This window comes from Phocaeicola faecium, assembly GCF_014837055.1.
Lineage (GTDB): Bacteria > Bacteroidota > Bacteroidia > Bacteroidales > Bacteroidaceae > Phocaeicola > Phocaeicola gallinarum.
Window position 1 is genome coordinate 898,158 of the sequence record NZ_JACSPQ010000001.1, and the last position, 14,120, is coordinate 912,277.

Below are 14,120 nucleotides of genomic sequence, written 5' to 3' on the forward strand. Positions count from 1 at the left end.
GTTTCTTTGGAAACACCGTACATCCGTGCCTGATTTTTTATCGTTTCGTAACAGTACCCTGATTATGCTTCAGCTTCAGCAAACGGAACTACAGAAACATAGCTTCTGTTTTCACGTCCTTTCTTGAAACATACTGTACCGTCAATCAAAGCGTAAAGAGTGTGGTCACTACCCATACCTACGTTGTTACCCGGGTTGTGAACTGTTCCTCTTTGACGAACAATAATGTTACCGGCTTTGCAAACTGAGCCGCCGAATATCTTTACGCCTAATCTCTTACTTGCTGATTCACGACCGTTCTTAGAACTACCTACACCTTTCTTATGTGCCATTTTCTTCTACGTTTTAATGATTAAGCAATAACTTGTTTGATTGTCAATTCGGTAAACTGCTGACGATGACCGTTCAGCTTCTTGTAACCTTTTCTTCTCTTCTTGTGGAATACCAACACTTTCTTGCCTTTTACGAGGTGAGAAACTACTTCGCATACCACTTTTGCACCTTCTACGGTAGGCGCACCTACTTTTACAGTACCGTTGTTGTCTACCAACAAAACTTTGTCAAATTCAACAGTTGCGCCGTTTTCTGCATTCTGAATGTGTTGAACAAACAGCTTTTTGCCTTCTTCAGCTTTGAACTGCTGACCGTTAATTTCTACAATTACGTACATCTTTTATTTTATATTAAACGGGTTTTCTCCGCAAGGTGAACCGTCCTCTCCGGTTACTTGTCTACCTCCACGGACTAAATCGGACGCAAAGGTACTGCTTTTATCTCACATAGCCAAAGGGTTGGACAAGTTTTTTATCGGAATAAAATATAAAAACATAAGATAGAGCCCCACTATCGCCACGCTGATTGATATATGTATACCATCCTTATGAGATTGGCGAAACAGCAAATCCATTTTCTGGTATTCATCGCGCTGAGAGTTTTCGGATTCTGTGTATTTTTGAAACTATATTGCTTTCATTTTTATTCACAATGTATAAATTTATAAAGAATAAGCGAAATGAGTTCTCAATATACAGATTACACATCTTTACCATGACACTTCTTATATTTTTTCCCACTTCCACATGGACAAGGATCATTCCTTCCAACACCTTTAAATGCTTTATCTAATTTTTCCTTTTGACATTTTCGTTTTTCTTTTATTATACAGTCATCTATCATTGTTTTCAATTTATCATCAAGGAAAAAATTAGGATGCCATCCCTTTAATATCTTATCAAGAATAAAACTATCAAAGGCTGATGCAACTATACCTGGTATAAAACCAAACAAGCCTATTAAGTTCGTACCAATAAATCTTATTGGATTTATACATTTAGCCCCCAAAATATTCTGAACAGAATTCATAATTTCCTGTTGCATCAATTGTTCTTCATAATCAGATTTCTGCATCCAATAACGAAAAATCTTCCCTTGAAAATCATTCCTTAATTTAAGGATATCATTTAAGCCGATAATTCCTTTTACAAATAATTCACCAAGATCAGGAAATCCTTTTTGTTGTTCAATTCGTATCAGAGCATCTGTTCCAACATGAATATCTTTACTAAATGCAGAAGCCGTCTTTCGGAGCATTAACTCATTTATTGCAGCATCCATTTTTATATTATCAATATTCAGCATTGACGCTAAAATCACTGACTTATTAAGCTCTTGTAAACGTATTAAGTCTGGAACATAATATTCTTTTTCTCCATCATATCGTATACGGCAAAAATTGGGATTAAAAATAGATTCGAGATTTTTAATGTCCCACTTAACTTCTTCTTTAATCTTCCTTTTTACTTCCTTTTCATCTCTTAAATTCACGCTATTCTCATCAATAAGATAAAGTATTATTCTCTTTTCTTGTTCATCAAATTTGTATTGATTCAGTATATTTTCAACGTAACTCCACCTATGAATATTACTCTCATTTATTTCTTCTTTTCCTAAAATATATGAAAAGAAATCATATTTGCAAATGTTATTCTCTGTGATTACAACGGGATTTAAATCTTGATCGGGGATTATATATAATATATGTAACCGTAACAATTCTTTAAGACCATTACATCCTAAAATGGGAATAATATTCCATATACTATTCCCTTCAATATAGATTTTATCAAATGACAATAATGCTGTTATCAAATCTCTTGTCATTTGCAAAAACATCGCAGAACGATTGATTTTAAAATCATATCCGAATCGAACCTCAATTGTTTCTTGTTTATTATTAATCCGCTCTAAAGTTAGGTGTTGATAAACATTCGGATAATTTGTTATCAGTATTTTTGATTCATCCATATTTCCTGCCATTATTTATTTCAGATATCTATCAATAATAGCGTTCTTTCTGTTACCATAGCCATCAATCACAGACTGCGCCTTATCTATATCTGCCTCATACTCTTCTATTTGAGCAACAATAACATTTTGTTGTTCTAACGAAGGTACAGGTATTTCATATTGTTTTAATAATCCAGCACTGATATTAGCTTGATTTATTGATTTTGACATAACCGAAAAACCATGTTCACGAATAGGTTTACTATTGAGTATATAATTAAGATACTTAGGATTAAGCAAGTCTTTCTTATAATTTACACGAATTAAATAGCCGGCAAATATGGCAGGTCTATCACCTGTATATATAGCAGACTTGCCTACATGAACAGGACTATTAGTTCTATTAAACAAAACATCATTTTCATGTAACATATATTGCGCAATATCATCTGGATCGTTGGAATATACAACGTCATCCCAAACAATCCTTCCGTTCTGTATATTTCCCATTCGCACTACAGCTACCTTACCAGTAGGTAAAGATTTGGAAGAAGTACCATATTCAAAAGACGAGCATAATGTTTCGAGCCTTTTATGTTCATACAAGCTAAAAACAGGCAGAATGATATCGTTAATCTTCTGATTCATAATATCAATTTGTGATATGGCGATGTCATATTCTTCATCTACTTGGTTGCATTCATTTACAATTCTATTTATAATATCCTCTGGAACTTTAGGTATTGGTATTCGTTCTATATCTTTCGGATATACATGAGGTTGTGCAGAACCTTTTTGCAAATAAAAAATTTGATGCTGAATGCTTTTAAGAAAATTGTAAATAAAAAAAGTTTCTATATCATTCTTACCAACAACTGTAGTACAATCAGATGCAAATATTGGTTCTTTCCATAAATTTACAAATCCCGCATTAGCTCCAGAAGCACTAATTGTGATAACATTCGCTTCCCTATTAGCCTCATTGTGATAACCAGCATAATTTATTCCACCAGCAACGACTTTTATTTTTCCCTCTTTGCATTCAGCAGAAGTTATTGATTGTCCTTTTTGGATCAAAGCCGTATCTTTCAATTTTAAAAGCTCATATTTACTTTGAACTTTAATTTCCCTATTAATAGAAGTTTTTATTACCTTATCAAACTCCACTCGAGAGAAATCAATCAAATCAGCAAAATTATTAATTGATACATACTCCTCACATTCAGCACTTATATTTAATTCTTCCCCAAGAAAATTATGACGGATAATCATATTGATTTTATTTTCATTATGCAGATCGGCAGGGTCGAACAAAGGTGTCTGTATTTGGGCAATGCCTTTATTCCGATCCAATTCATTGTCTTCATCTGCATCACTTACGCCTATGTATTTAATACCTTCATTTCCTTTGCTACTGCTCCATTCATATCCTAAGAACTTTTTTATTCCAGCGGTTTTTGAGGGGCTTTTAACAATGACCACCGGTTGCTGATTACTCATTGCCAACAAGAAGAAATATAGTTTTTCCTTTTCTATTGCTTTTATACTACTAATGATATATGAACGTAATTCCACTTTACGCATTTCTTCCGTATATTTGGACGTGATGCGTTTTGTCTTAATTTTCTTAGCACGAGAATCATTCTTGAACTTGTCAATGTAATCTTTAAACAAGTCTATTCCAAGTAAAGATTCATTGGGAGTGGAAGAAAACAGAGTTTTATAATCTTCTACACTTACTCCGATTCGCTCACAATACCGTTCCAATAAATCAAGGTCTGCATACCGTTCATCATGGGTAGTATTGCCCATAAACCATGCATCTACCCGATATTTATAGTGTACTGCCAAAGCCGGATTTTCACTTTTACGACGCAGAAATAAAGTTACCGTATTAGTACCTGTTTTGCCAAATGTTCCACTCCCCATTTCCACAATGGAAACTATATTAAAATATTTCAGAAGAATCTCACGACACTTGATATAAATATTGCCATTGCTCAATACGCTTGAAGGCAAAATAATGGCGGCAACTCCCCCTGGACTTAGCAACTGCTTAGCTCGTTCTATAAAGAATGTTTCAATGCTGTTGTTCTTTGCCAAATCATTTACTTCTGAGCTTAACTCATATTTTTCTCTTTCCTCTAGACTCAAAGTTTCCAAAAACCCTTTTACACTATAAGGTGGGTTAGCAATCAAAACAGAAAAAGATGCCTCCTTAAGACCTACCTTATTAGATAATGCATCTGCATAAATGATATTAATCCCTTCCTGCCCATACATAAAAGAAGAAACTTTAGCTACTTTAGACAGACGATATTCTTTCTCTATGCCAAATATCTCCTTATAATATTCAGTCACCTCATCTCCTTTATATTGCTTAACAAATGATCTTATTTGCTGAGCATATTCATTTAAGAAATGCCCGGCACCGCAAGCATAATCTATTACTTTAGGAATACTAGTACTATCCCTAATGATGCTTTCAAGCGGTAAAGAAGAAACCAAAAAACGCACAATAGGAGTAGGAGTAAAATATTGTCCTTCACTTTGCTTTACACCTTGGTCCAAAAAGCCTTCAAACAAATCCCCTAAAAATTGATTTTGCTCTTCCGTCTTTAAGCGGATATCTTGCAGCATTTTTACCACTTCTTTCAATATGACCGCATTCTGATTGAATAGCTGTTCATTGTGTACATCCAAGAAAGCAAAATCACTATTTGAGAAAAATTTCAATTGACGAAAATATTCCAATATCTTTTCTTTAATAGCATCGGGATCATTCTTTTGTATCTTAAACGTTTCTTCAATTGTTGCATTATCTATATATGTCACTTCTTCGTTCAAATAGTCTTTCATACCTATCTGATACATCTTTTGCAATCGGTCTTGAAAATTATAATAATCATCATACGCTGCACCTTTCCATATAAACTGCAATTCTTTTCCATGACGAGTCTCATCTACTATCTTAACCAAAAACAGATTAACCAACTTATCGAAAGCATTTTCACGCCCCGACACATTATATTGACGCATGATAGTTGCAAATTGATTATATTTCTTTTGAATAGCAGTAGCGTCAACCGTTTGGAGATCATCAATAGTGAATTTCTTTTTACCTATATGGAAAGGAACTGCTTCTTCCTCAAAAATACCTTTTGTATTATAATCCAATTGATAAGTATCTTTCCAAACTTGATAATATTCATCCCTGTTTCCACCTCTCCTTGTTACCTCCTCAAAACTCTTCAAATTTCTATTAGACAACAAATAATCTTGGTTATCCAACATGGAAATAACATGATATGTCTTTTTACATACACCATCTACCCAATCGGATGTATAAAGACAAATATATTGAGCCTTTCGATAAGAATTATAATAATTGAATAATTGCCCACCGTTATGGAGCATTAATTTCCAAGCCTTATTAAATTCGTCATTCTCTGTTTGTTCCGTAGTCTTACACTCAATCAGCAAATATTCATCACCATTATTGTCTTTCACTATAATATCACAGAACCCTCCTGTATCACCATGTCCTCCAGGCATCCCTTTCTCAAGAATAATTTGCTCTGGGTAATAACCTTTTTCCAAGAGACTGGCTACACATTCGAAAACAACAAAATTCTCAGGCTGATGAAAATTCTTTGTCGTTTCACGCTCAGCCTCTAATCTATCTGGATATATCAACCGCTTATTTGTGAAATCTACAGAAAGTATAGCACCTGATTCTTCGTATTTTTTGGAGTATATGATAGACACAGAATTATCTACCATTTCAAATCCTATTGCTTGCAATAAATTGTGAAAATTATCTTGTTTAATCATGAATTTTATCTTAATAAATAATTACTATAAAGGTAATAATTCGATTTATAATTCCGACTTCCAGTTGTTTCTGTTAATCAAATTCACCACCACTTTTACCATCATGTCTTTTTCCTCCGTACGACTTTCGGCAATCATCAGCGTGAGGGCAACAAGGGTGTTGTCGGCTATGCGTTTCGTACCGTCCGGATTGTAAAGGATACCGTTGCCTGCCATAAACCATAAGAATAGCGTGGCGGCTATGCGCTTGTTGCCATCGCTAAACGAATGATTCTTGGTTACGAGGTAAAGCAGCATGGCGGCTTTTTCTTCTACCGACGGATAGAGGTCTTGCCCGCCAAATGTCTGGTATATCTGCCCGATGGAGCTCTTGAACGAATCGTCTTTCTCATGGGCAAACCATTGGCTTCCACCGAACTTGGCTTTCAGTTCTTCGATAGCTTGCATGGCTCCTTCGTAGGTGGCATGAAACTTTGCTTCGTTCGTAGTCTGATCTACCGTCAGTTGTTGATAATCGTACTTATCCAATGTATCGAGGGCATAAGCATAATCGGAAACAACTTCTACCAAATTGAGGGCATCATCGGAAGTCAATGTTTCTTGTGCCTTGACCGTCCTGCCTAAGACGGCGACCAACTGTTTCAGTTCCGTGTAACGTTGCTCCGTCAAAGCCTTATTGACAGCATAGCCTTTCACCAAATAATCTTTCAGAACCTTGTTTGCCCAACGACGGAATTCAACACCCTTTTTAGATTTTACACGATAACCTACGGATATAATCACATCCAGATTATAGAATCTTACATCATGTGTCTGGCTTTTCTCTGCCATAGCCCCGTGTTGAGTGGTTGTCGCAAATTTTGCGACAACCACTTCTCCCATTAATTCTTCACGAATAGCATTATCAATATGCTTTCGAATAGTTTTAGAATCCCTTCCGAATAATTCTGCCATTTGGTTTACATTCAACCACACAGTTTCCTTGTCTATTTTAACATCCAACTGTGTTTCTCCATCAGCAGAACGATATATTACAATTTTATCATTCAAGTTCATACCCTAACTCTTAAAACAAATTCAACAAACAAAAAAGACGGCTGACCTGTATCGGAGCACCCGCATGAAACTGTTGCTTCGTTTTTCCCTAACTGCCCGGCTAACCATTTCCCTGTTTTACCTTGCTCTACCCATATTATTTTCAGTCGGTTTATCTTTTCTGCCCCCATATTCAGTTCATATTACAAGGATGCGATAACATAGATTGACGCTACTTGCAAAGGTAGTGATTAATCTTAAATGTTTTGAATTTCCAAGAAGTGAACCACTATCTTTTTCTGCAACTGCGTTTTTTGTGTTATACTCTTTATGGAGGTTGCGGTGGGACTGAAACGCTACCGTTAGCGTTACCTATTTCATGCGGAAGAGTTGCCCGGTTCTACCCATAGCGATGAATGGTCTAACCGTTAGTGTTTTCCAAGCCTCCGATTCGGTCGGACGAAAATCTTAACAGACTCAATAAGAAAGAGATACAGAAGACTTCGGAAAGGCATAAAAAAAATCCGCCTGCAACTCGGCTATGAATTGCAGGCGGAGGATATACGGATTAACGAACCGTATCAGTTATTTTCCGGACGCAACTTGCGGACGGTAACCGCAGTCTGCCACATTTCGCTTTCGCGCAATGCTTTCAGTTCGGCATTCAGCTTTTCGCGGTAGTCAGGCTGAGAGTTGCTGTCGATTGAAATCTGTGCTTCGTGACCTGATTTTACGCTTTCGTACAGTTTCTGCATAACGGGTTTGATAGCATCGTGGAACGGAGTCATCCAATCAAGCGCACCGCGCTGAGCGGTGGTAGAACAGTTGGCGTACATCCAGTCCATACCGTTTTTAGCGAACAGCGGCATCAGTGACTGAGTAAGCTCTTCCACCGTTTCGTTAAATGCTTCGGATGGTGTATGTCCGTTTTCACGAAGCACTTCGTATTGAGCCAGCAGCAAACCTTGAATGGCTCCCATCAACGAACCGCGTTCGCCGGTAAGGTCGGAAGTTGCTTCGCGCTGGAAGGTAGTTTCAAACAAGTAGCCTGAGCCGATGCCGATACCCAGTGCGATGGTGCGGTCGTAAGCCTTTCCCGTAGCATCCTGATAGATGGCGTAAGAAGAGTTCAAGCCGCGTCCTTCGAGGAACATGGTACGCAAAGATGTACCCGAACCCTTCGGGGCAACCATGATAACGTCAATGTCGGTAGGAGGAACCACGCCCGTACGGTCGTTCCATGTGATGGCGAATCCGTGAGAGAAATACAAAGCCTTTCCTGCAGTAAGATACGGCTTGATGGTAGGCCATACAGAGATTACGGCTGCATCTGAAAGCAGACACATGATGATGGTACCGCGCTGGCAAGCCTCTTCGATGCTGAACAGCGTTTCGCCCGGCACCCATCCGTCGGCTACTGCCTTTTCGTAAGTCTTGCCCTGACGCTGACCTACGATTACGTTGAAACCATTATCGCGCAAATTCAATGATTGTCCCGGACCCTGTACGCCGTATCCGATAACTGCAATCGTTTCATTCTTTAATACTTCACGTGCTTTTTCCAAAGGAAACTCTTCGCGGGTTACTACGTTTTCGATAACTCCGCCAAAATTCAGTTGTGCCATTGTTTTTACAATCTTTTTACGCAGCCCAAAAGCTGCACGGTTAATTATTAAATTAGTTACTTAAATATCAGTTTGCTGCGAACCACCACTTCCGAGTCGTTCTTCTTGACCTCAATGTCATACTCATTGTCGCCCGTCTGCTGGCGATAAAACGTCAGCTTGTCGCCGTAATAACTTTCGGCTACATACGCCATTTCGAAACGGTGTACGCGCTTTTCGCGAAACGTTTGCAGCGGGAAGAGATCGAGGATGTGTTCGATGTACTTGATGCTGTTTACATGACCGTTGATGTCGATGTCGCTGTACTTTGCCCGATGCTCTCCCGCCACGGTGTCTTCGCTAACCTTAATCCGGCTCGGTTTGGCTATCGGACAGTCTTTGTCGCAGATATACTCCGTTATCGACCCGTTATGCAAGGTCAGCAAATCGGCGGGCTTACGGGTTTCCATGCTAATCATCGCCCAAATCGAACGCGCATAGCCTATCGGTCTCCCATCGGCATTCAGAATGGCAAAGTTGCGGTCGGTAAACAAACGGTATACGTTCTCCACCCACGTTTGAACGCTGAACGATTCATACGCTTTCGGCATTTCTTCCATCTCGACAGCCAGACGCGACAACACCCATGTATAACGGTTTTCATTCAACGTGGCGATTCCGAAGCCACGCTCCTCGGCATGGAATCCGGCGCAATTCAGCAGGTGATTTCCTAAAACCCCCATCGTCAGCCTTTCGTTAAAATCGACATGGAAAGGTTCAGCCACGAAATGATACGTCCCGATTTTGTTTTCTTCAGACATTCTTTTCTGAGTTTATGAGTTTGTAAATATCTTCATTCAAAAGCCTCAACGCGCAAAACACTTACAGGCAGAACCGCCCGGACGGACTAAAGCCCTTTCTTATAGCGTTCTTCACGGTGAGCCAAATATTCGTTCACACGCTCGAAACAGCTTGTCGACACGGCAATACGTCCCGAACGGACGAACTGCAACACGCAATTCAGCGCCTTCAGTTCCTGATAAAGCGAGGTAATATCGTCGCTCATGCCCGTCAGTTCCACGATGGCAAACACCGGATTAACTTCTACGATGTGTGCACTGTAACGGCGGACCACTTTCGAGGCTTCGGGATTCGACTGAAATTCAGGCATCGAAACCTTATACATTGCCACTTCACGCTGGAATATTTCGCTGTCGGTGAAATAATGCGCCTGAATAACGTCTAATTTCTTCTCAATTTGTTTCACTACTTTTTCGATGATATCTCGCGTAGTCCAGCACGTAATGGTGTACTTATGTACGCCCTTGATAGACGATGCCGAAACATTCAGGCTCTCGATGTTCAACTGCCGGCGAGTAAACACCGCCGTTACCTGATTCAGAATACCGGCGAGGTTTTCAGAGTGAACAATAATAGTATATAATGTTTTGTTTTCCATAATCAACACTCCATTAACATATAGTTAACCGAACTGCCCGGAGGCGTCATCGGCAATACGTTTCCTTCTTCCACTACACAGGCTTCCAAGAGAAATGCCCCGTCGGTTTCAAGCATCTCGCGGATGGCATCGTTCAGCTCGGCACGTTCTATTACGCGGCGCGACTTGATGCCGTATGCTGCTGCTATCTGCATGTAGTCGGGGTTCATCATCGGCGTAAACGAATAACGGCGATTGAAGAACATAGCCTGCCACTGGCGCACATTGCCCAGATAATTATTATTCAGCAAGATAATCTTCACCGGGGCTTTCTGTTCCATCACCGTGCCCAGCTCTTGCATGGTCATCTGCAAGCCACCGTCTCCCATAAACACACACACCGTGCGGTCGGGGCGGCCGAATGTAGCACCTATGGCTGCCGGAAGTCCGAACCCCATCGTTCCCATGCCGCCGGAAGTTACCACGCTCCGTTCTTTCGTATATTTAAAGTACCTACATGCCATCATCTGGTTTTGTCCCACATCCGTTACCAGTATGGCTTCGTTGTTCGTTGCCTCGCTTACGGCGTGAACCACTTCTCCCATGTTCAAAGGACCTTCTTTAGGGAACACTTCTTTCTCGATAACCGCAGCATACTCTTTTTCTTCGTACGTCTTGAAACTGTCAATCCACTCTTTATGCTCTTGATGCTGGATTAATTCGGTAAGCAAAGCCAATGTACGTTTACAGTTGCCCAAAACCGGTACATCTACCGCCACATTCTTTCCTATTTCCGACGGGTCAACATCCAGATGAATAACTTTCGCCTGTTTTGCATAGGTATCCAACTTTCCTGTTACCCGGTCGTCGAAGCGCATACCCACGGCTATCAACACATCACACTCGTTGGTTTTCACATTCGGTCCCAAGTTGCCATGCATACCCAACATACCTTTATTTAAAGGATGCTCCGTTGGCAACGCGGAAAGTCCCAACAGCGTACACCCGCAAGGAATATCCGCCTTTTCAATAAAGGCACGAAGTTCGGCTTGCGCATTTCCCAACTCTACCCCCTGACCAACCAGCGCCAACGGCCTCTTGGCTTCATTAATCAGCGCAACCGCCTCGGCTACTGCCTTCGGGTCGGTTTCAGGGTCGGGGTCATAACTGCGGATGAAATCCACCTTCATCGGTTCAAACTCAGTAAGTTCCTGTTGGGCATTCTTGGCAAAATCAAGGACAACCGGTCCGGGACGTCCGCTCCTCGCTATATAAAACGCACGTGATACCGCCCACGCCACATCCTCGGCACGGCGAATCTGATAGCTCCATTTCGAAATAGGCTGTGTAATACCCACAAGGTCTACCTCCTGAAACGCATCCGTGCCCAACAATCCGGCTCCCACCTGTCCGGCAATCACCACAATCGGTGTGCTGTCTATCATGGCATCGGCAACGCCCGTTATCGTATTCGTGGCTCCCGGCCCACTTGTTACCAAGCAAACGCCGACTTCCCCCGAAACCCGGGCAAATCCCTGAGCAGCATGTGCAGCTCCCTGTTCGTGACGCACCAATATATGATTTAATTTATTCCGATGGTCGTAAAGTGCATCAAACACCGGCATGATAGCTCCGCCCGGATAACCGAAGATGGTTTTTACCCCCTCGTGTTCCAGCGAACGCATCAATGCTTCCGACCCTGTTATTTTTTCTTTCGACATATTCTTACTTTAATGAAGATTTACTATACGATTCTCACCCCACCCTTGTCTGCCGAGCTTACCATGCTGGCATAAGCGCGTAAGGCTTTCGATACTTCCCGGTTTCGAGTCAGCGGAGCCATCGGACGGGCAGCCAGCTCTTCATCGCTCAGCCGCACATTGATGGTACGGTTGGGAATATCTATTTCTATAATGTCTCCGTCTATTATCTTTCCGATGTTTCCGCCTGCTGCCGCTTCAGGGGAAATATGCCCGATGCTCAGTCCCGAAGTTCCTCCGCTAAAACGTCCGTCGGTTATCAATGCACATTCTTTACCCAAATGTTTCGATTTGATATACGATGTAGGATATAACATTTCCTGCATTCCCGGACCTCCTTTGGGGCCTTCGTGAGTAATCACCACTACATCGCCGCTCACTACCTTTCCTCCCAAGATACCTTCACAGGCAGCTTCCTGAGAGTCGAACACCTTAGCCGGACCAGCAAACTTCCAGATGCTTTCGTCTACGCCTGCGGTTTTCACCACACAGCCGTCTTGAGCTATATTTCCCTTCAACACAGCCAGTCCGCCGTCTTTGCTGTACGCATGTTGCAGGTCACGGATACATCCTGTCGCACGGTCGGTATCCAGTTCCCGATAAACATTATTCTGCGAACCGAGGGCGATATTGAACTTCCCGCCCGGAGCGCTGGTGTAAATACGCAAAGCCTCTGCATCCACCTCCGGTTTACAAACATCGTATCGGGTAATGGCCTCTGCCAGTGTAGTACCATCTACACGGTGAACCGACGTATCGAGCAGTCCGCCTTTTGCCAACTCGCCCAAGATGTTCAGGATACCTCCTGCGCGGTTCACATCCTGAATGTGGTATTTCTGTGTATTGGGAGCTACCTTACAGAGGCAAGGAACACGGCGTGACAGCATGTCAATGTCGTCCATCTTAAAATCAACTTCCGCTTCATGGGCTATCGCCAGAAGATGAAGCACCGTGTTAGTCGACCCTCCCATCGCTATATCCAGCGTCATGGCATTCAAGAAAGCCTGACGAGTGGCTATGCTTCGCGGAAGTACGCTGTCATCGCCTTCTTCGTAATACTTAAAGGCATTTTTTACTATCAGTGCAGCCGCATCTTTAAAGAGCTGTTTCCGATTAATATGAGTAGCCACCACCGTTCCGTTTCCCGGCAATGCCAACCCGATAGCCTCATTCAGACAGTTCATCGAATTGGCTGTAAACATGCCCGAACAGCTTCCGCATCCGGGACAGGCATGACGTTCGATTTCGGCAACATCGGCATCGCTCACCGTGGGGTCTGCCGACTTTATCATCGCATCAATAAGGTCAAGATGCTGTCCGTTCCATTCGCCAGCCTCCATCGGGCCTCCCGACACGAACACCGTAGGGATATTCAAACGCATGGCAGCCATCAGCATCCCCGGCGTGATTTTATCGCAATTAGAGATACACACCATCGCATCGGCTTTATGGGCATTGACCATGTACTCCACACTGTCGGCAATCAGGTCGCGTGAGGGCAACGAATACAGCATACCGTCATGGCCCATCGCAATGCCATCGTCGATGGCTATGGTGTTAAACTCTGCGGCAAAGCAGCCTAACTTTTCTATTTCGGCTTTTACCTGCTGACCGATTTCGTGCAGATGCGTATGTCCGGGAACAAACTGCGTAAACGAGTTTACCACAGCTATAATCGGTTTACCCATCATTTCTTTCTTCATTCCGTTTGCCACCCACAAGGCTCTTGCACCTGCCATGCGGCGACCTTCCGTACTCATCGAACTGCGTAACTGATGTTTCATCTCTTTCTCTCTTTTTCAATTAAAAAGCCTCTCTCATCATCGGTGAGAAAGGCTTTCATACATATCTTTATTTCACAACTACATACGCGAAACTTCCTCACCTCTTGGTGTCATCACCACGACGCGAATAATAATATGCAGGACTGCCAAGTTTGCCAATGTATGAGTTGATGTCATAATTAAATATCTGTTTTGTTTTACAAATGCAAAGGTAAAGTCTTTTTTATTATAAACAAATAAATTGACACTTTTTTTTCGAATAAACTAATATTCGTAAGTATTCATTTGTTTTTATTGTCAGTTTATCAATAAGCTCATCATAAAAAAGCCTGCCCGCCTTCTGCAAGATGCAGGCAGGCGGGCAGGCATATCAAGATGA

At 41.7% G+C, this 14,120-nt stretch carries 9 protein-coding genes and 1 pseudogene; all 10 read right to left on the reverse strand.

The features are described from left to right. Nucleotides 1-62: 62 nt before the first annotated feature. A complete protein-coding gene (gene rpmA / locus H9626_RS03945; protein ID WP_178256921.1) occupies nt 63-332 on the reverse strand; it encodes a 50S ribosomal protein L27 in 270 nt (89 codons plus the stop codon). A 20-nt stretch (nt 333-352) separates the two neighbouring features. Beyond that, on the reverse strand, nt 353-670 hold the full coding sequence (rplU, locus tag H9626_RS03950; RefSeq protein WP_191709635.1) for a 50S ribosomal protein L21: 318 nt from the start codon (nt 668-670) through the stop codon (nt 353-355). Between the two features lie 362 nt (nt 671-1,032). Continuing rightward, nucleotides 1,033-1,116, reverse strand: a pseudogene (locus tag H9626_RS15220) (SEC-C metal-binding domain-containing protein); the annotation flags it as partial. Nucleotides 1,117-2,319: 1,203 nt separating this feature from the next. Beyond that, nucleotides 2,320-6,120, reverse strand: coding sequence for an N-6 DNA methylase (locus H9626_RS03960; RefSeq protein WP_191709636.1), 3,801 nt, complete (start codon nt 6,118-6,120; stop codon nt 2,320-2,322). Between the two features lie 45 nt (nt 6,121-6,165). Then, a complete protein-coding gene (locus tag H9626_RS03965; protein WP_191709637.1) occupies nt 6,166-7,176 on the reverse strand; it encodes a virulence RhuM family protein/type II toxin-antitoxin system death-on-curing family toxin in 1,011 nt (336 codons plus the stop codon). Between the two features lie 560 nt (nt 7,177-7,736). After that, a complete protein-coding gene (gene ilvC / locus H9626_RS03970; protein WP_178256917.1) occupies nt 7,737-8,780 on the reverse strand; it encodes a ketol-acid reductoisomerase in 1,044 nt (347 codons plus the stop codon). A gap of 56 nt (nt 8,781-8,836) precedes the next feature. After that, nucleotides 8,837-9,580, reverse strand: coding sequence for an acyl-[acyl-carrier-protein] thioesterase (locus H9626_RS03975; RefSeq protein ID WP_191709638.1), 744 nt, complete (start codon nt 9,578-9,580; stop codon nt 8,837-8,839). Nucleotides 9,581-9,666: 86 nt separating this feature from the next. Further along, on the reverse strand, nt 9,667-10,218 hold the full coding sequence (ilvN, locus tag H9626_RS03980; protein ID WP_178256915.1) for an acetolactate synthase small subunit: 552 nt from the start codon (nt 10,216-10,218) through the stop codon (nt 9,667-9,669). 2 nt (nt 10,219-10,220) lie between these two features. After that, the gene (gene ilvB, locus H9626_RS03985; protein ID WP_178256914.1) at nt 10,221-11,918 is read right to left on the reverse strand and encodes a biosynthetic-type acetolactate synthase large subunit; all 1,698 of its coding nucleotides are present in this window, start codon (nt 11,916-11,918) and stop codon (nt 10,221-10,223) included. A gap of 23 nt (nt 11,919-11,941) precedes the next feature. Next, nucleotides 11,942-13,741: a dihydroxy-acid dehydratase gene (gene ilvD, locus H9626_RS03990; RefSeq protein WP_191709639.1), complete on the reverse strand. Its 1,800-nt coding sequence runs from the start codon at nt 13,739-13,741 to the stop codon at nt 11,942-11,944. Between the last annotated feature and the right edge of the window lie 379 nt (nt 13,742-14,120).

Coding starts and splice junctions, on each gene's coding strand:
- H9626_RS03975 (WP_191709638.1), bottom strand. CDS start 9,580: ATGTCTGAAGAAAACAAAATCGGGACGTATCATTTCGTGGCTGAACCT.
- rplU (WP_191709635.1), bottom strand. CDS start 670: ATGTACGTAATTGTAGAAATTAACGGTCAGCAGTTCAAAGCTGAAGAA.
- ilvC (WP_178256917.1), bottom strand. CDS start 8,780: ATGGCACAACTGAATTTTGGCGGAGTTATCGAAAACGTAGTAACCCGC.
- ilvD (WP_191709639.1), bottom strand. CDS start 13,741: ATGAAACATCAGTTACGCAGTTCGATGAGTACGGAAGGTCGCCGCATG.
- H9626_RS03965 (WP_191709637.1), bottom strand. CDS start 7,176: ATGAACTTGAATGATAAAATTGTAATATATCGTTCTGCTGATGGAGAA.
- ilvN (WP_178256915.1), bottom strand. CDS start 10,218: ATGGAAAACAAAACATTATATACTATTATTGTTCACTCTGAAAACCTC.
- ilvB (WP_178256914.1), bottom strand. CDS start 11,918: ATGTCGAAAGAAAAAATAACAGGGTCGGAAGCATTGATGCGTTCGCTG.
- rpmA (WP_178256921.1), bottom strand. CDS start 332: ATGGCACATAAGAAAGGTGTAGGTAGTTCTAAGAACGGTCGTGAATCA.
- H9626_RS03960 (WP_191709636.1), bottom strand. CDS start 6,120: ATGATTAAACAAGATAATTTTCACAATTTATTGCAAGCAATAGGATTT.